The sequence below is a fragment of the uncultured Tateyamaria sp. genome (assembly GCF_947503415.1).
Taxonomy (GTDB): domain Bacteria; phylum Pseudomonadota; class Alphaproteobacteria; order Rhodobacterales; family Rhodobacteraceae; genus Tateyamaria.
In genome coordinates this window covers 948,825-966,139 of sequence record NZ_CANNDS010000002.1, presented here as the reverse complement: position 1 = coordinate 966,139, position 17,315 = coordinate 948,825, and the positions used below count along the sequence as shown (strand labels likewise).

19 protein-coding genes are annotated in these 17,315 nt (G+C 61.3%); 16 read left to right on the top strand and 3 right to left on the bottom strand.

The window, feature by feature from the left end; genetic code table 11:
• The first annotated feature begins 54 nt into the window (after positions 1–54).
• Complete coding sequence (locus Q1A32_RS15930) at positions 55–921, top strand: 50S ribosomal protein L11 methyltransferase (protein ID WP_299655211.1); 867 nt, start codon at positions 55–57, stop codon at positions 919–921.
• A gap of 112 nt (positions 922–1,033) precedes the next feature.
• Complete coding sequence (locus tag Q1A32_RS15925) at positions 1,034–1,381, top strand: hypothetical protein (RefSeq protein WP_299611356.1); 348 nt, start codon at positions 1,034–1,036, stop codon at positions 1,379–1,381.
• Positions 1,382–1,480: 99 nt separating this feature from the next.
• Here Q1A32_RS15925 and Q1A32_RS15920 read toward each other — a convergent pair whose 3' ends face one another.
• Together Q1A32_RS15920 and Q1A32_RS15915 are read right to left on the bottom strand one after the other, a co-directional pair.
• Complete coding sequence (locus Q1A32_RS15920) at positions 1,481–1,690, bottom strand: DUF1127 domain-containing protein (protein WP_299611359.1); 210 nt, start codon at positions 1,688–1,690, stop codon at positions 1,481–1,483.
• Between the two features lie 286 nt (positions 1,691–1,976).
• Positions 1,977–2,789: a serine protease gene (locus tag Q1A32_RS15915; RefSeq protein WP_299655208.1), complete on the bottom strand. Its 813-nt coding sequence runs from the start codon at positions 2,787–2,789 to the stop codon at positions 1,977–1,979.
• A gap of 440 nt (positions 2,790–3,229) precedes the next feature.
• Between Q1A32_RS15915 and ruvC the strand changes: the two genes are divergently transcribed.
• The 4 genes from ruvC to Q1A32_RS15895 are packed head-to-tail and all read left to right on the top strand — an operon-like array spanning position 3,230 to position 6,088.
• Complete coding sequence (ruvC, locus tag Q1A32_RS15910; RefSeq protein WP_299655616.1) at positions 3,230–3,736, top strand: crossover junction endodeoxyribonuclease RuvC; 507 nt, start codon at positions 3,230–3,232, stop codon at positions 3,734–3,736.
• A complete protein-coding gene (gene ruvA, locus Q1A32_RS15905) occupies positions 3,733–4,380 on the top strand; it encodes a Holliday junction branch migration protein RuvA (protein WP_299655205.1) in 648 nt (215 codons plus the stop codon). The genes ruvC and ruvA overlap by 4 nt, the downstream gene beginning before the upstream one ends.
• Positions 4,381–4,420: 40 nt before the next feature.
• Positions 4,421–5,455: a Holliday junction branch migration DNA helicase RuvB gene (ruvB, locus tag Q1A32_RS15900; RefSeq protein WP_299611366.1), complete on the top strand. Its 1,035-nt coding sequence runs from the start codon at positions 4,421–4,423 to the stop codon at positions 5,453–5,455.
• Positions 5,456–5,464: 9 nt separating this feature from the next.
• Positions 5,465–6,088: a hypothetical protein gene (locus Q1A32_RS15895; RefSeq protein ID WP_299655202.1), complete on the top strand. Its 624-nt coding sequence runs from the start codon at positions 5,465–5,467 to the stop codon at positions 6,086–6,088.
• Positions 6,089–6,244: 156 nt separating this feature from the next.
• On the opposite strand, the gene Q1A32_RS15890 is transcribed toward Q1A32_RS15895, so the two are convergent.
• Positions 6,245–7,381 carry a lytic murein transglycosylase gene (locus Q1A32_RS15890; RefSeq protein ID WP_299655199.1) on the bottom strand — a complete coding sequence of 379 codons (1,137 nt, stop codon included), beginning with the start codon at positions 7,379–7,381 and terminating at the stop codon, positions 6,245–6,247.
• Positions 7,382–7,574: 193 nt separating this feature from the next.
• On the opposite strand from Q1A32_RS15890, the gene Q1A32_RS15885 reads away from it, so the two are divergent.
• From Q1A32_RS15885 to ftsH, 10 genes are all read left to right on the top strand, one after another.
• Entirely contained in the window at positions 7,575–8,417 is an 843-nt protein-coding gene (locus Q1A32_RS15885) for an alpha/beta fold hydrolase (protein WP_299655196.1), read from the top strand.
• An 87-nt stretch (positions 8,418–8,504) separates the two neighbouring features.
• Positions 8,505–8,897, top strand: coding sequence for a YbgC/FadM family acyl-CoA thioesterase (locus Q1A32_RS15880; RefSeq protein ID WP_299655193.1), 393 nt, complete (start codon positions 8,505–8,507; stop codon positions 8,895–8,897).
• A gap of 100 nt (positions 8,898–8,997) precedes the next feature.
• Positions 8,998–9,693 carry a protein TolQ gene (gene tolQ, locus Q1A32_RS15875; protein ID WP_299611380.1) on the top strand — a complete coding sequence of 232 codons (696 nt, stop codon included), beginning with the start codon at positions 8,998–9,000 and terminating at the stop codon, positions 9,691–9,693.
• A gap of 3 nt (positions 9,694–9,696) precedes the next feature.
• Complete coding sequence (gene tolR / locus Q1A32_RS15870; protein WP_299655190.1) at positions 9,697–10,167, top strand: protein TolR; 471 nt, start codon at positions 9,697–9,699, stop codon at positions 10,165–10,167.
• 3 nt (positions 10,168–10,170) lie between these two features.
• Positions 10,171–11,289: an energy transducer TonB gene (locus Q1A32_RS15865; protein ID WP_299655187.1), complete on the top strand. Its 1,119-nt coding sequence runs from the start codon at positions 10,171–10,173 to the stop codon at positions 11,287–11,289.
• Positions 11,286–12,602: a Tol-Pal system beta propeller repeat protein TolB gene (gene tolB / locus Q1A32_RS15860; protein WP_299655184.1), complete on the top strand. Its 1,317-nt coding sequence runs from the start codon at positions 11,286–11,288 to the stop codon at positions 12,600–12,602. Before Q1A32_RS15865 ends, tolB begins: the two co-directional genes overlap by 4 nt.
• An 88-nt stretch (positions 12,603–12,690) precedes the next feature.
• Positions 12,691–13,209: a peptidoglycan-associated lipoprotein Pal gene (gene pal / locus Q1A32_RS15855; protein ID WP_299655180.1), complete on the top strand. Its 519-nt coding sequence runs from the start codon at positions 12,691–12,693 to the stop codon at positions 13,207–13,209.
• 24 nt (positions 13,210–13,233) lie between these two features.
• On the top strand, positions 13,234–14,052 hold the full coding sequence (gene ybgF / locus Q1A32_RS15850) for a tol-pal system protein YbgF (RefSeq protein WP_299655177.1): 819 nt from the start codon (positions 13,234–13,236) through the stop codon (positions 14,050–14,052).
• 3 nt (positions 14,053–14,055) lie between these two features.
• On the top strand, positions 14,056–15,303 hold the full coding sequence (gene tilS, locus Q1A32_RS15845; protein ID WP_299655173.1) for a tRNA lysidine(34) synthetase TilS: 1,248 nt from the start codon (positions 14,056–14,058) through the stop codon (positions 15,301–15,303).
• 77 nt (positions 15,304–15,380) lie between these two features.
• Positions 15,381–17,297: an ATP-dependent zinc metalloprotease FtsH gene (gene ftsH, locus Q1A32_RS15840; RefSeq protein ID WP_299655171.1), complete on the top strand. Its 1,917-nt coding sequence runs from the start codon at positions 15,381–15,383 to the stop codon at positions 17,295–17,297.
• Positions 17,298–17,315: the final 18 nt, after the last annotated feature.

The following is a 17,315-nucleotide window of genomic DNA, read 5'->3' as shown; positions in this document are numbered from 1 at the left end:
CTTGCCGGGCCACGCAGGCCCCGCTAAGGCTCCGCCCAGCAACCGGAGACGATCATGCCCACATGGACCGCCCTCACCACGCTGAACGGCAAGGCGCAGGCCGACGCGCTCGGTGCCGCCCTTGAACACATGGACCCGGAACCAACAGGGATCGGTGTGTTCGAGGTTGAGGATGACAGCGGCCTGTGGGAAGTCGGCGCCTATTTCACGGATCAGCCCGACGACACGGCCCTGCTGCTGCTGACAACGGCGATGGGGGCCAATGCGTTCACCGTGTCCGAACTGCCCGAAACCGACTGGGTGGCGCATGTCAAACGGGAACTTGCGCCGGTCGAGGCCGGGCGTTTCTTTGTCTACGGCAGCCACGATGCGGACAAGATCCCCGAGGGAAAACACCCCCTGCTGATCGAAGCGGCAATGGCCTTCGGCACCGGACACCACGGAACAACACTGGGGTGCCTCAGGGCGCTGGATCGGCTGGCGCACGCGGGGATTGTCGCGGACAGGGTCGCGGATATTGGCTGCGGCACCGCCGTCTTGGCGATGGGGGCGGCGGCGATCTGGGACGCGGATATCGTCGCCAGCGACATTGATGCTCAGGCCGTGGACGTGGCGCGGGCGAACCTCGTAGCCAACGGGATGGAGGCCAAGGTCAAGCTAGCCGAGGCCGCAGGCTTCGACGATCCGGTACTCGCCGGTCCGTTTGACCTCATCTTTGCCAATATCCTGAAAGGGCCCCTGATGGCACTGGCACCAGACCTCACGGAACGACTCGCGACGGGCGGGCATGCGATTCTGTCCGGGATTCTCAACGAACAGGCGGACGATGTTGCTGCCCATTATACTGCTCATGGAAACAGTCTGACGCACAGGGAAGAGATTGGTGAATGGACCACACTCACTCTTCAAAAAAAGCCATAATTCGTCAGGGTTTTTAGCGGCTTTTGACGCATTTGCCCAGATTTCGCCACATTTCAGGCGCACCTTACAGAGCGAAATCGGTGGGGGCCGTTTCGGAGTTCACGAGGCTGCTATGGTCGAGACTCAACAACACTTCCAACAGCGCCTCGGCGCGCTTGGCCGCAAACACGCGGCCATGGGAAATGGGTACACCACAAAGGTTCAAAGCGACGGCCTGATTGTCGTCAAACCCAGATACCGGACACAAAGGAACGTCCCGCTCAGAGGCTTGCTTGCCCTTGCGCTGGGGTTCTTCGTGTTCAAGGCGTTCATGCTCGCCTCACTGAGCGAGATTACGTACAACGAACGGATCGCCAAACTGCAACAGGGCACCCAGATCGAACAGGCGGGGTCCTATCTGATGCAGATCGACCCGGTCACGCGGTTCATCGCCGGGTTTCTGGAACCGATCACCAAGTAATTACGGACCACTCTCCAAAGGAAAGCCGCGGTACCTTGTTCAGGTCCGCGGCTTTTGCTCGTGTCCGAGCAGGCTTTCGAAAGGGAGAGTTCGAAAGAGTTAGCGGCCGATGGCCACGTCGTCGATGTCGCCACGGACCAGGCCGATATCGTCAAGCTCACGGTCTGTCAGGGCGCTCAGGGCGTTGCGGGTCACACGTGCGTCGTTCCAGGCAACCACTTGGGCAACCAGTTTGGAGAATACGCCGGAGAAGTGGCCTGCAACTGGGGCAGCGCCATATGCGGGGCGGGTGGTGTCGAAAGCAGCCATTGCAGCAGTCCTTTTATCGATATGTTATGCCAATCATCTTGGCGGTGTGCTGCGCATTTAGGCGTTGTGAAAACACCCGACAAGTTGTGATAAGACATACGTGCCATGCGTTTTTTGCATGTCGCTGAAACAGGGTTAACCTGCCGCAAAGTAAGGTGAAAAATGGGTCGCAGTCGCGTCGATTTTCGGCCTTGAAATGACGAATTTGACTTATGACATCGCAAACAAATAGTCATTTTGCATCGGGTCCAGTAACGGCTCCGACTACCTGTGACGCGAGGTAACGCTAGGAGTCATCTGGGTCGACAAGACCGGCGTCGATCGCCATAACTTGCCTCCCCAGAGCTATGTCCCTAAGTGCTCTGGTTTTCCAGACTACGCCGAGCTGGCTTTCTTGGGCTGACAACCTTTTGTCGGTCCCGAAGGTAAGCCTACCAGAATAGACCCCCAGCAGTTCTACCTTCTCCATAGTATGTACCCAATCACCGCCCTTGGTGGGGCCGTTTGACACCCGTCTAATTACGGGAGCACCAGACATCCCTCGGTAAGTCGCCGTATCAACAAGCATCTTTGGCAAGCCGTCGACGTCAATTTCCGGCTCGGATGCGACTGTGGCTCGTTTCCAAATCGGTGTTTTTTCCACTTCTATGCCTAGTGGAAAGCCCAAGATAAATGCATCTTCCCCAGGTCGGAGGTAAATTCTCTGGTTCTCTATATCTTTTATCTGACATAGATTTTTGGCTGGTATCGGTTGAAAGGGTAAAAGCGCTACATCGACCTGTCCTCTTAAAGTCGGGTGCTGATACCAAACCGTGCCAAAATCATCTCGGCGGTAAATTACATCAGCGTAAATATGTTTCCCTGTGATCGCGTCAGCACCTTGCACGGTGAACGAATACTGATCTGGTGCCACCGAATTCTTGTTCAGCCATGCGCCTGTTATCGAATCTTTGCCCGCCACGTTGTGCCAGTTGGTCACTAGGTATATTTTGGATTGGAACTCCCACAGAAAGGCGGTTCCTGTCGCTAAAAACTTTCCTTTGCATGACATCGTGATCTTCATCGCCGCACCGCTCTGAAGCTGTATTTCATAGGCCATAAATAGTCTTTCGCTGAATGTGGAAGGGATAATTGGCGCGACGATGTCAATAGTCGGCAGAGGGCGTCTCCAAATGTTCCGGCAGAGCAGATGGTGCTTCGATGCCATGCTTTTCACAGCATTCGATCCAAACACCCCATCTTTCCTAATTGGTTGGTGGGGTGCGGTGCCCTTCTAGTGTCTGCAGAGCTGCCAAGAGATCAGGAGGTATTCTTTGAGGCAATTGGGTCATCGGAAAACAGGAACAGCATCTCTCGCCAAGGTCAAGATTTCGTCCCAAAGCTGTTTGCAGTCCGTCCCAAAGCTAGTCGCGCGCTGCCCATGTCGCCCAAGGGACAGGGATATGTCGGAAACGGCGCTTGCGCGTTACCACTTGGCGGATGTTCGCGTTTCGTGCTACTGACTCCGAAAAGCAACAAACAAGCAGGCGAGGGCAGAAAATCGTGCGAATTTTAGGGATCGACCCCGGCTTGCGTCATATGGGCTGGGGCATCATTGATGCGGATGGCCCGCGTCTGCGTCATGTCGCCAATGGTGTCTGCCATTCTGCAGGCGATGATCTTGCGTTACGCCTGCTCAGTCTCTTCGATCAGATCAACACCGTCATAGCCGGGCACGAACCTGACGCCGCCGCGGTGGAGCAGACCTTTGTGAACAAGGACGGAGCGGGGACGCTAAAACTTGGACAAGCGCGCGGGATTGCCATGCTGGCGTCCGCGCGGGCGGGCCTCAGCGTCGGGGAATACGCGCCGAACGCTGTCAAGAAGACGGTTGTGGGGGTGGGGCACGCCGACAAACGCCAAGTGGCCCACATGGTCCGTGTGCAACTGCCCGGTGTGGATATTGCGGGACCTGATGCCGCCGATGCGCTCGCCATCGCCATCTGCCACGCCCATCACGGCGCGGGGCAGGGGCTGGTTGCTGCCCTCGCAAAGGCACGCGCATGATTGGCAAGTTGTCTGGCCGCATCGATTACAAGGCCACTGACCACATCCTGATCGACGTGCGCGGCGTGGGCTATATCGTCTATTGCTCTGACCGGACGCTCGCGTCGCTGCCGCCCGTGGGGCAGGCCTGCGCGCTCTTCACCGATCTGGTGGTGCGCGAGGACCTCATGCAGCTGTTCGGGTTCCCGACATTGGCCGAAAAGGAATGGCACCGCCTGCTGATGTCCGTGCAAGGCGTGGGGGCCAAGGCGTCGCTCGCCATTCTCGGCACGCTGGGTACCGACGGCACCAGCCGCGCCATCGCGCTTGGGGACTGGAATGCGGTCAAAGCGGCCAAGGGCATCGGCCCCAAGATCGCGCAACGCATCGTGCTCGACCTCAAGGACAAGGCCCCGTCGGTCATGGCCATGGGCGGCACAGTGGTCGAAGCCACAGGCGATGCCGAGGCCGAGGTGATCGAACCCATCGCCGTCGCGGCCCCAGCCTCCACGGCGCAGGCCGATGCGCTGTCGGCGCTTGGCAATCTTGGATATGGCCCCTCGGACGCGGCAGGGGCAGTGGCACAGGCCGCAGGCGATGACCCGAACGCAGACACACCCGCCCTGATCCGCGCTGCATTGAAACTCTTGGCACCAAAGGGGTAGGGGTGGGCGGACGACACGTCCGCCTTACGATTGAGAGATGATGACCGACGCCTCTGACCCCACCCTGCGCGGCGCGACCTTGCCCGAGGATGACGCCACCGCATTTGACCGCGCGCTGCGTCCACAGCTTCTTGAGGATTTTGTCGGTCAGGCCGAGGCCCGCGCCAATCTGCGCGTCTTCATCCAATCCGCCAAACAGCGCGGCGAAGCCATGGACCACACCTTGTTCCACGGCCCCCCCGGTCTGGGCAAGACAACGCTGGCGCAGATCATGGCCCGCGAGTTGGGCGTGAACTTCCGCATGACGTCCGGCCCCGTGCTGGCCAAGGCCGGTGATCTGGCCGCGATCCTGACGAACCTTGAGGCGCGCGATGTTCTGTTCATCGACGAGATTCACCGCCTGAACCCGGCGGTCGAAGAGGTCCTCTATCCCGCGATGGAAGATTTTGAGCTGGACCTCGTGATCGGTGAAGGCCCCGCCGCCCGCACTGTCCGGATCGAGTTACAGCCCTTCACACTGGTCGGCGCGACGACCCGGATGGGCCTTTTGACGACGCCGCTGCGCGACCGCTTCGGCATTCCCACGCGCCTTCAGTTCTACACCGAAGACGAATTGTTTACGATTGTTGAACGCAACGCCCGCACCCTCGGCGCCCCCGCCGACGAAGGCGGCGCCCGAGAGATCGCCCGCCGCGCCCGCGGCACCCCCCGCATCGCCGGGCGGCTCTTGCGCCGGGTGGTGGACTTCGCCGTGGTCGAGGGTGATGGGCGCGTGACCAAGGAGCTGGCGGACTCGGCGCTGACACGTTTGGGCGTGGATCATCTGGGTCTCGATGGTGCCGACCGTCGGTATCTCAAGCTGATGGCCGATCACTATGGTGGTGGTCCCGTTGGGGTGGAGACTTTGAGTGCTGCGCTGAGCGAAAGCCGGGATGCGCTGGAAGAGGTGATCGAGCCGTATCTTTTGCAGCAAGGGTTGATCCAACGGACCCCGCGGGGACGGATGCTGGCGCAGCGGGCATGGCGGCATCTGGGGATCGAGCCGCCGAAGTCTTCGGGCGATTTGTTTGACTAGAGATGTGCGATGACACCTGACGAGATCGAGGCGCTGTTCCGGCGCGAGAGTGGTGACTATACCTTTGCCCGCTGGGGCCGCCCCCTGGCACCGGTCGTGTTCGGGGTGCAGGACGAAACCTTGGGCACGATCAAGGGCGCGGTCGAGGCGGTGTGCCAGTTGGCCGGGCACGAGATGGCGGAGACGGACCCCGAACTGGGGTCGAACTTCATGTGGTTCTTCTTTTCCGACTGGGCGGAGTTGCCCGACGTCTCTGGCCTTGATCGGTTGATCCCCGACCTTGGACCGTTGGTTGAACGGTTGCAGAACGCGGATGCCAATCAGTACCGCATCTTCCGCTTTGACGAAGCGGGTGCCATCAAGGCGTGCTTTGTATTCCTGCGGATGGACCAACACCTGAGCGCTGTCCCCGCGGAGACATTGGCGTTGAGCCAGTGTGTGCAGTCCATCCTGTTGTGGTCGGACCTCGCCTTTCGGGATCGCTCGCCGCTTGCGGTGGCGGGGGAGACGACCGTTTTGCGGCCTGACATTGCCGCACTCATTCGGGCGGCTTATGATCCGGTGATGCCTGTGGCCGCGGATGATGCGTCCCATGCGTTGCGGTTGAGTGCGCGGTTGGTGTCCCCGAACTGATCTGTCCCCGCGGGGACAGCCTGTTCGCTGGCGCAACGAAATTTTCACGCATTTACGATTTGCGCCTGCCCTCAATGGCTTGGATCAAAGTACGGCCCCGCAAGCGGATTTTAACCACGCGCGGCCCATGCTGGTGCCGAGGACGGGCGGCGCGGTTTACCCGCCCAGAGAGCGCAACAATTCAGGCGATGGATTGCCCGTGGCGGGCAGGCCCTGACTGCTTTGATAGGCGGTGATCGCGGCCTTGGACTTGGTGCCCAGCACACCATCGACCCCGCCTGTATCAAAGCCGCGCGCCGTTAGGCGGCGTTGCAGATCGATGCGGTCATCCTTGGTCAGGCCGTATTGATCGGGCGGGAAGGTGTCGCGCAAGGGGCCGCCGCCCGCGATGCGGTCAGCAAGGTGGCCCACGCCAATCGCGTAGCTGTCAGAGTTGTTGTAGGTCTTGATCACCCGGAAATTGCGCGTGACCTCAAAGCGTGGGCCACCGGGCTGCGGCTGGATGACCGTGCCGGATGCCGTGCCTGTCACCTCACGTCCCCAGCTTTGGCCAGAACGCCAGCCATTGCGCGACAGATAGGCGGCGGTGGAGGCGAGACTGTCGGAGGGATCATCGGACCAGATATCGCGCCGCCCGTCGCCGGTGAAGTCCACGGCGAAAGCCTGATACGAGGTGGGAATGAATTGTGTGTGCCCCATGGCCCCGGCCCATGAGCCGGTGAGGTTCGCAGGAGTGACATCACCCGATTGCAGGATGCGCAACGCCTCGATCAACTGCTTTTCAAAGAACGCACCGCGCCGCCCGTCAAAGGCGAGGGTTGAGGTGGCCGAGATCACCGGCACGTCGCCGCGCCGCTCGCCGTAGAAACTTTCCAGTCCCCAGATGGCGGTCACGATGTTGGCGGGCACGCCATAGCGCGCCTCGACCGCATTCAGGGTGCTGCGGTGGCGAGCATAGGCCGCGCGGCCCTTGGACACGCGTTCGTCGGACGCGGCGATGGACAGGTAATCTTCGAGCGTGCGGGTGAATTCGGTTTGGTTGCGGTCGCGCCGCACGACGCCGGGCAGGTAGCCGGTGCCGCGAAAGGCGGCGTTGAGCGTGGATTGCGAGATGCCCGCATTAGCGGCACGGGTGCGAAAGCTGGCGACCCATGCGTCATAGGCAGGGTTCGGGGTGGGGCGCAGGTCTGCGGGCAGGCCACCGGACGGGCGGCTGGTCGGAACGGTGGTTGCACAGGCGGACAGCGCGAAGGCGCTGAGGCCGAGCAGGGTGGTTCTGCGGGTGAGGTGCATGTGGGGGCCTGTGATTTTGTGACTGCTTTTCAGGAAGTCTAGTCGGAGTGGTGTTGGGTGCAAAGGGGCACGTGGCCGGGGGCTGCGTGCCACCTGTTGCAGTGGGCAGAATGTCGCCTCAGCTTTGATTGAGCTTTGTCCTTCGCGTGGCTAGCGTGGGCGCTTGTGCAAGGTGAACACGGGGACAGCGCGAATGCAGATGAACGTGAACGGGGCCGAGATCTTTTTCGACGTTGTCGGGGCGCAGTTGATGCCTGCGGGCGATGAACTGGCGGCGCGGCCTACGCTTTTGGTGCTGCATGGTGGGCCGGGATACGATCACACAACCTTGCGCCCCTATTTTGATCGGTTCGCTGACGTGTATCAGGTTGTCTATCTGGATCATCGCGGATGTGGCCGGTCGACCGCCCCGCAGGAGACATGGCATCTGGACCAGTGGGCCGATGATGTTGAGACCTTTTGTGCGCAGCTTGGCATCGAAAACCCGCTGGTCTTTGGTCAGTCCTTTGGCGGTATGGTGGCGATGCATTATGCCGCGCGCCACCCCGATCATCCTGCGAAGGTGATCCTGTCGTCTACGGCGGCGCGTTTTCTGCTGGACGAGACGGTCAGCGTCGCGACTCGATTGGGCGGCGACCGGGCCGGGCAGGTGGCACGGGACTTTTTCACCACGCCGACGCTGTCCGGCTATGACCTTTATGCCGAAGTGTGCCTGCCGCTTTACAATCGCGCACCGGCCGAGGATGGCGCGGCCTATCGCACATGGGCCATTCAGCGCCCGGAGGTGACGGTGCATTTCTTTGAAAACGAGATGATGGAGATGGATTTGCGGGCCAGTATCGCTGCGATCAGTTGCCCGACCCTTGTGCTGGGCGGGGCCGAGGACCCCGTCACGCCTGCGCGCTGTTCCGAGGAGATTGCCGCCGCGGTGGGGGCCAATGCCCGGTTGGAGATTTTTGAAGGGTGCGGCCATGGCGTGCACCGGGACAAGCCGGATGAGGCGGAGCAGATGATGCGGGCGTTTTTGGCGCAGTGATCGGGAGGGCGCGTTCCGTGCCCTGCCATGGGTTGCGTCATTTGCCGTGCTCGTGATCTATGACCGCATCCAAATGCCTGAGTATCCATGACCCCCCATCATTTCCCCATCACCGTTTATTATGAAGACACCGACATGGCCGGTGTTGTCTATTACGCGAACTATCTGCGCTATATCGAGCGCGCCCGGTCCACCATCGTTGAAGAGATCGGTCTGGATCAGGTGGCGATGCGTGAAAAGGGCATTGTGTTTGTCATCACACGGGTGGAGGCCGATTACATCTCGCCCGCCCGCATGGCCGACCGTCTGGACGTTGTGACCACCCATCAGGCCGCCAGCCCCGTGCGCTGGACCTTTGATCAGGAGGTGCAGCGGGACGGTCAGGTCCTGTTCCGTGCGCATGTTGTTGCCGTCACCATGACCACAACGGGAAAACCGATGCGTTTGCCCGCGGAAATCCGCGCAGCAATCGCAAAATAAGGGCGTTCTGACGCCGAAGTGATAGCTTTCCCCTAGGCTTTGCCTTACTCTTTGCGCCAGACAAGAGCCGAACAAGCGGCCAAACAAAAGAGCAGGCAGTATGGAAGCAGAAACGCTCGCCCTGGCGCACGAGGTTGATTTCTCGATGTGGGGGCTTTTCTTGCGCGCGACCTTTACGGTGAAACTGGTGATGATCATATTGATCGTCGCATCGTTCTGGGCGTGGGGCATTATCATTCAGAAATTGCTGGTCTACCGGCGGGCGCGGGCCGAGGCCGAGCGCTTTGATCGGGCGTTCTGGTCGGGGGAGCCTTTGGATGGGCTTTTCGATCAGATCGGGCCGGAGCCGGATGGGCCGGCCGAGAAGGTCTTTGCCGCCGGTATGATCGAGTGGCAGCGGTCGCATCGCGAAGATGGCGGGTTGATTGCGGGGGCGACGTCCCGGATTGATCGGTCCATGGATGTGGCGATTGCCAAGCAGGCCGAAAAGTTGCAGGGCGGTTTGACTGTGCTGGCCACGGTGGGCTCGTCTGCACCGTTCATCGGGCTTTTTGGTACCGTCATTGGCATCATGAACGCGTTCATCGAGATTGCGGAGCAACAGAATACCAATCTGGCTGTCGTGGCCCCTGGCATTGCCGAGGCGTTGTTGGCCACCGGTCTGGGGCTTTTGGCGGCTATTCCGGCGGTCATTTTCTACAACAAGCTGAGTGCGGACAGTGATCAGATCGTGGCGGGGTACGAGGCGTTCTCGGACGAGTTTGCCACCATCCTGAGCCGCCAGTTGGACGGCTGAGCCATGGGCGCGGGTGTCATGCAAAAGGACGAAGGCGGGTCACGGCGGCGCAAGCGCAGCCGGGCGCGGCCCATGTCCGAGATCAACGTCACGCCCTTTGTGGACGTGATGTTGGTGCTTTTGATCATCTTCATGGTGGCGGCCCCCTTGTTGACCGTGGGTGTGCCGGTGAACCTTCCCGAGACGGCGGCGGGTGCGCTGCCGACCGAGCAGGAGGAGCCGTTGACCATTACCGTCACCGCGGAAGGTGAGGTGCAAATCCAGACCACTGCCGTGGAGCGGGACCAGTTGGTTGTCCGCCTGCGCGCCATTGCCGCCGAGCGCGACAGTGATCAGGTTTTCCTGCGGGCTGATGGCGCTGTGCCTTACGAACAGGTCATGCAGGTCATGGGCGCGCTGAATGCGGGTGGGTTTTCCAACATTGGCCTTGTGACGGATATCGGTGGGCCAACGCTGGACGGCGAGGACGGGTAATCCTTGAACACCGGGCAGGTCATATCGGGTATCGGGCACGCGGGCCTGATCGGCTGGATCCTGTTTGGCGGGTCCTTTCAGTCCGAGCCGTTGCCGTTCGAGGTGACGGAAGTGTCCGTGATCTCGTCCGATGCGTTCGAGGCGTTGTTGCCCAGCGGACCTGTTCCCGACCCGTCCGTGGATGTGGCCTTGCCCGTGGAGCCCGAAGTGGTGCCGGACCCGGTTGAAACGCCCATACCGGATGAGGCGGTTGAGGTGGAACGACCCGAACCGACGCCTGCGCCGGAACCCGAAACCGTGCCGGAACCGCCCGCGCCTGATCCCGAGCCTGACGTGGTGGACGAGGCCCCTGTCTTGCCCACGCCGCAGGATCAGGCGGTGGTTGTGCCCGAGGTCGCGCCGCGCCCCATCCCGCGCCCGTCCGAGCGTGTCGCGCCGGAACCGGTTGCGCCACCGGCACCCGAAGCCACGCCTGATGACGTTCAACAGGACGCCGTTACCGAAGGTGAGACCGCTGAGACGCAGGCGGAAGAACAAGACGCGACCGCCCCCGAGGAGGCCACGACAGAAATCGTGACCGAAGCCGAAGAGCCGAGCCGCGCGCCAACGTCGTCACCGCGTCCGCCTGCGCGGCGACCCAGCCCGCCTGTGCAAACGGCGGAACCTGCGGCTGAGCCTGAGCCTGAGCCTGAGCCCGAGGCGCCAAGCACGCCGGTTGAGCCCACCGACACGGCGGAAGATGTGAACGATGCGCTGCGTCAGGCGTTGGGTGGCGAAGAAGAAAACGTGCCGCAAGGCCCACCCCTGTCGGCCGGTGAAAAGGATGCGTTGCGCGTTGCGGTGTCGAATTGCTGGAATGTGGGATCGCTGTCGTCCGAGGCGTTGCAGACCACCGTGGTTGTCACCGTGGACATGACCCAGGACGGCAAGCCGGTGATTCCGTCGATCCGGCTGGCCTCAAGCTCGGGCGGATCACAGACGGCAGCGCAACAGGCCTTTGAAGCGGCGCGCCGCGCGATCATTCGCTGCACGCGCGATGGATATGACCTGCCCGCCGAAAAATACGGGCAGTGGAAGGAGATCGAGATGACGTTCAATCCCGAAAGGATGCGTATCAAATGATGGTTCGAATGCTTTGCCTGATGGTTCTGTGTCTGGCCCCCGCATGGGTGGCTGCACAGGACGGCCCCTTGCGGATCGAAATCACCGAAGGGGTCATCGAACCCCTTCCCGTTGCAATCCCGGACCTCGTGCCCGAGGGCGCGGGCGCGGGCGATTGGGGGCAGCGGATTGCCCGCGTCGTTGCCGAGGATTTGACAGGCACGGGCCTGTTCCGGGAAATCCCGTCCTCGGCCTTTATCAGCCAGGTCAGCAGCTTTGCCGCCCCCGTGCAATATGCGGACTGGAAAGCGATCAACGCGCAGGCGCTGGTGGCCGGTGCGGTGAGCGTGAACGGCAACCAGATCAATGTGAAATTCCGCCTCTATGACGTGTTTTCGGGCGCGGAACTGGGCGATGGTCTGCAATTGGCGGGCACCACGGATGGCTGGCGGCGCATAGCCCACAAGATGGCCGATGTCGTCTATAGCCGCATCACGGGCGAGACCGGGTATTTCGACAGCCGCGTGGTGTTTGTGAGCGAAACCGGACCCAAGGCCGAGCGCCGCAAACGTCTGGCCATCATGGATTATGACGGGGCGAATGTGCAGTATCTGACGGGCTCTGAGTCCATCGTGTTGGCCCCTCGGTTTTCGACCACGGGCGACCGGGTGCTGTATACCAGTTACGAGACGGGCTTTCCGCGTATCTATGTCCTTGATGTCGGCAGCGTTCAGCGGCGCGTGCTGGAAAGCCAGCAAGGCACGATGAGCTTTGCGCCCCGCTTTGCCCCCGATGGTCAGACGGTTGTCTATTCCCTGACCCAAGGGGCCAATACGGATATCTGGTCGATGAATATCGGCTCGGGTCAATCCCAGCGCCTGACGTCGACCCCCGCAATCGAAACCGCGCCCAGCTTCAATCCCGATGGCACGCAGATTGTGTTCGAAAGCGACCGGTCCGGCACGCAGCAGCTGTATGTGATGCCCGCAGGTGGCGGCGAAGCGCAGCGCATTTCCTTTGGAGAGGGCCGCTATGGCACCCCGGTCTGGTCGCCGCGTGGTGATCTGATCGCCTTTACCAAGCAATCCAAGGGACGCTTTCATATTGGTGTCATGCGCACCGATGGCAGTGAAGAACGGCTTTTGACCGCTTCTTTCCTCGATGAGGGGCCAACCTGGTCGCCCAATGGTCGCGTCATCATGTTTGCGCGCGAAACGCAGGGGGCTGCCGGTCGGTCGACGCTTTATTCGGTAGACATCACGGGACGCAACCTGCGCCCTGTGCGCACGCCCGAAGGCGGATCTGATCCGTCCTGGGGACCCTTGCAACGCTAAACGGTCGCGTTTTCTTCTTGCGCAGGAACGTGATAAGCAGACGGAAAGACGCCGCATAGACGGCGCGACAACCAGAGAGGCAGAGGCCATGAAACTGAAATCTTCGATCTTGATGATCTGTGCGGCATTGAGTGTGACTGCATGTACCGATCCCGCCCGCTTGGGTGGTGCAGGTGGGGCAGATGACCCGTTTGCGAACGGTGCAGGCGGCGTGGTGCCGGGCAGCGCATCTGATCCGGCATCCCCGGCCTATTTCCAGCAGGCTGTGGGCGACCGGGTTTTGTTTGCGGTGGACCAGTCCACATTGTCACCGGAAGGCCGGGCGACACTGGATGGTCAGGCCGTGTGGCTGTTGCAGAACGCCGACTACACCGCCGTCATCGAAGGCCATGCCGATGAGCAGGGCACGCGCGAATACAACTTGGCCCTTGGTGCACGTCGCGCCGATGCGGCCCGCGCCTATCTTGTGAGCCAGGGTGTGCAACCCGGCCGCCTGCAGGTTGTCAGCTTTGGCAAGGAGCGCCCGATCGAGGTATGCAGCGAAGAAGCCTGCTATGCCAAGAACCGCCGGGCTGTTACGGTACTGGCAGGCGGTTTGACCAGCTAAGCAAACACGACAAGGGGCATGTCTGTGGGGAAACGGTTTATTGTTGCGGCGGTGTTGGCCTTTGGGCTGACCGGTCCTGTGCTTGCGCAGGACCAGACCTTGGCCGATATCCGGCAGGAGTTGATCGTTCTCAACACCGAGGTGCAACGCCTGAAACGGGAGTTGTCGACCACGGGCGGTGTCTCTGGTGGTGCCGCGGGCGGGAGCATCCTTGACCGCGTGAACGCCATCGAGGTCGAGTTGCAGCGCCTGACCGGCAAGACCGAACAGTTGGAGTTTCGCATCAATACGGTTGTGACGGATGGCACGAACCGCGTAGGCGATCTTGAGTTCCGTCTGTGCGAGTTGGAAGCGGGCTGCGACATTGGCGCGTTGGGGGACACCCCGACGCTGGGTGGCGGAGAGGCTCCGGCAACTGCCCCCGCGGTCCAGCAACCTGCCCCCGATGCACCACAACTCGCAACACAGGAAGCAGCAGACTTTGAGCGGGCGCAGGAGGCGCTCGCTGCCGGTGACTTTCGCGCCGCCGCGGACCAGTTTGCGACCTTTAATCAGACCTATCCCGGCGGACCCCTCTCGGTAGAGGCGGACCTGCGGCGGGGGGATGCGCTGGAAAGCCTTGGCGACGTTCGCGAAGGTGCGCGGGCGTTTCTGGCGGCCTTTTCCGTGGCCCCGACCGGGCCCGTCGCGGCCGAGGCTTTGTTCAAGCTGGGCGCGGCCCTTGGCCGATTGGGCCAGACCAACGAGGCGTGTTTGACCCTGGCCGAGGTCGAGACCCGGTTTCCCGGCGCGCCCGAGATTGCAGATGCCCAAAGCGCGATGCGCAATATCGGCTGTAGCTGAGGGATGCTTGCACCCCTGATCGCGGCGATTGAGGCGCAGATGGGGGCGACCCCCCCGGAACGCATCGGCGTGGCGGTGTCGGGTGGCGGCGATTCCATCGCGTTGATGGCGGCGCTTGTTCACTATTGCCGTGACGCGTCCGTTGAATTGCATGTTATCACCGTCGATCACGGCCTGCGCGAAGAGGCGAAGAACGAAATCGCGCTGGTCACCGATCTGTGCGCCCGTTGGAACCTGCCCCACCACGTCGAATACTGGACCGGGTGGGACGGGCAGGGCAATTTGCAGGCCATCGCACGTGATGCCCGGTACGAGATCATGGCTGACTGGGCCTATGCCAACCGCATCGGGTGCATTGCGCTGGGCCACACTGCCGACGATCAGGCCGAAACCTTCATCATGCGTCTTGCCCGTGGGTCGGGTGTGGACGGGCTGAGTGCCATGGCCGCACGCCGCGTGCATCATGGCATCACGTGGGTGCGCCCGTTTCTTGAGATCGAGCGCACGGCCCTTCGTCAATACCTGCAGGCGGCGGGTATCAACTGGTGCGAAGACCCCAGCAACGACTCGCGCGAATTTGAGCGGGTGCGCGTCCGCGACGCTTTGACGATCCTCGGGACCTTGGGTCTGAGGACCGATACGCTGGTCGAGGTATCTCAGCACATGTCACGCGCCCGCGAAGCGCTGGATTGGCAAACCTTTCTGGCGGCTCAGGAGATGGCGCAGGTCATTCATGGCGTCATTTCCATTGATCTGGCAAAATTCCGGCTGTTGCCGCAGGAAACGGCGCGGCGGCTGATGGTGCACACGCTCAACTGGACATCGCAACATGTTTACCCGCCCCGCAAGGACCCCGTCGCGCGGGCGATTGCCGCGGTGCGGACAGGACAGACGGCAACGCTGGATGGCTGTCAGGTCAGCGTCGAAAATGGCATGATCTGGGTCTTTCGCGAATTGAACGCTGTCAAGGATACCGTCAGCGAAGTGGGCGACATGTGGGACGACCGCTGGCTGATAACCGGCCCGGAGGATGACCCCGAATTGGAAGTGCGCGTTTTGGGCTATGAGGCGCTGTCGGGCATTGAGGGCTGGCGTGACATCGGCCTGCCGCGCGCCGCTTTGGCCGCATCCCCGGCCGTCTGGTACAACGATCAGTTGGTGGCTGCGCCCTTCGTCGGGCTGGACGATGAATGGACGGTCGAGCTGGACGGTGGCAAAGACGCCTTTTTCGCCGCACTTTTATCTCATTGAACATGTGCGCTGCATGTCTATCTTAAAGGAAACGGCCGCGGCGGGTGCTGCGTGTCGCTATAATCAGGAGATTTTCCTTGGGAAACGCACGTAATATCGCCTTCTGGGTTGTTTTGTTTCTGCTGATCCTCGCGCTGTTCAACCTGTTTGGTGGGTCGGGCAACACGCTGCAAAGCCGCGAGATCACATATTCCGAGTTTGTGGACGCTGTCGAAGACGGCTCTGTCGCGCAGGTGACGCTCGACGGGGAGCAGGTGCGCTTCCGTAGGGGCACGGATGAGTTTGTAACCATCAAGCCCGAGGATGCGTCAGTCACCGATCTGCTGATTGCCAATGATGTGCCCTTGCAGGTCGAGCCCCAGCAACAGTCGGGGTTCCAGACCTTTATCCTGTCGCTTCTGCCCTTCCTGCTGCTGATCGGTGTGTGGATCTATTTCATGAACCGCATGCAGGGTGGCGGCAAAGGCGGCGCGATGGGCTTTGGCAAATCCAAGGCCAAGATGCTGACCGAAAAGCAAGGTCGCGTGACCTTTGACGATGTCGCCGGCATTGACGAGGCCAAAGACGAGCTGGACGAGATCGTCGAGTTCCTGCGAAACCCGCAGAAATTTTCGCGTCTGGGCGGCAAGATCCCCAAGGGTGCGTTGCTTGTGGGCCCTCCGGGCACCGGTAAAACGCTTTTGGCCCGCGCCGTGGCTGGTGAGGCGGGTGTGCCGTTCTTCACCATCTCCGGCTCTGACTTTGTTGAGATGTTTGTGGGTGTGGGTGCGTCCCGTGTCCGTGACATGTTCGAACAGGCCAAGAAGAACGCGCCTTGCATCGTCTTTATTGACGAGATCGACGCCGTGGGTCGCCATCGTGGTGCCGGCTATGGCGGCGGCAATGACGAGCGCGAACAGACCCTCAACCAGTTGCTGGTCGAGATGGACGGCTTTGAAGCCAACGAAGGTGTGATCATCATCGCGGCCACCAACCGCAAGGACGTGCTGGACCCTGCGCTGCTGCGTCCGGGCCGCTTTGACCGTCAGGTTACGGTCGGCAATCCCGACATCAAAGGCCGCGAAAAGATTTTGGGCGTGCACGCCCGCAAGACACCGCTGGGTCCTGACGTTGATCTGCGCATCATCGCGCGGGGCACGCCGGGTTTCTCGGGTGCGGACCTTGCCAACCTCGTGAACGAGGCGGCACTGATGGCGGCCCGTGTGGGACGTCGGTTTGTGACCATGATCGATTTCGAATCTGCCAAGGACAAGGTCATGATGGGGCCGGAACGCCGCAGCATGGTCATGACACCTGAACAGAAGGAAATGACCGCCTATCACGAAGCTGGTCACGCGTTGGTTGGCCACCTGCTGCCCAAATGCGATCCCGTCTACAAGGCGACGATCATTCCGCGCGGTGGAGCGCTTGGTATGGTCATGAGCCTGCCCGAGATGGACCGCCTGAACATGTTCAAGGATGAATGCCACCAACGTTTGGCCATGACCATGGCGGGCAAGGCGGCTGAAATTCACAAATATGGTGCGGATTCGGTGTCGAATGGTCCGGCTGGGGATATCCAGCAAGCCTCGGCCCTGGCGCGTGCCATGGTTCTGCAATGGGGCATGTCGGACAAGGTCGGAAACATCGACTATTCCGAAGCGGCTCAAGGCTATCAGGGCAACACGGCGGGTTTCTCCGTCTCGGCCAACACCAAGGAATTGGTTGAACAGGAAGTTCAGAAGTTCATTCAGGATGGGTACGACTGGGCGGCCAAGATCATTGGCGAGAACGAAGAAAAGTTCGAACGTCTGGCGCAAGGGCTGCTTGAATACGAAACCCTGACCGGCGAAGAGATTGAACGCGTGATGAACGGCGATCCACCCCACGCGCCTGATGATGATGAAGGTGGCTCTGCCGTTGAGGACAAGAAGCCCAGCCTGACCGCCATTCCAAAGGCCAAGAAGAAGTCTGGCCCGTCTGGCGATGGCGGTATGGAGCCGGAACCGACCTGATATTCCGGTTGCTGAAAC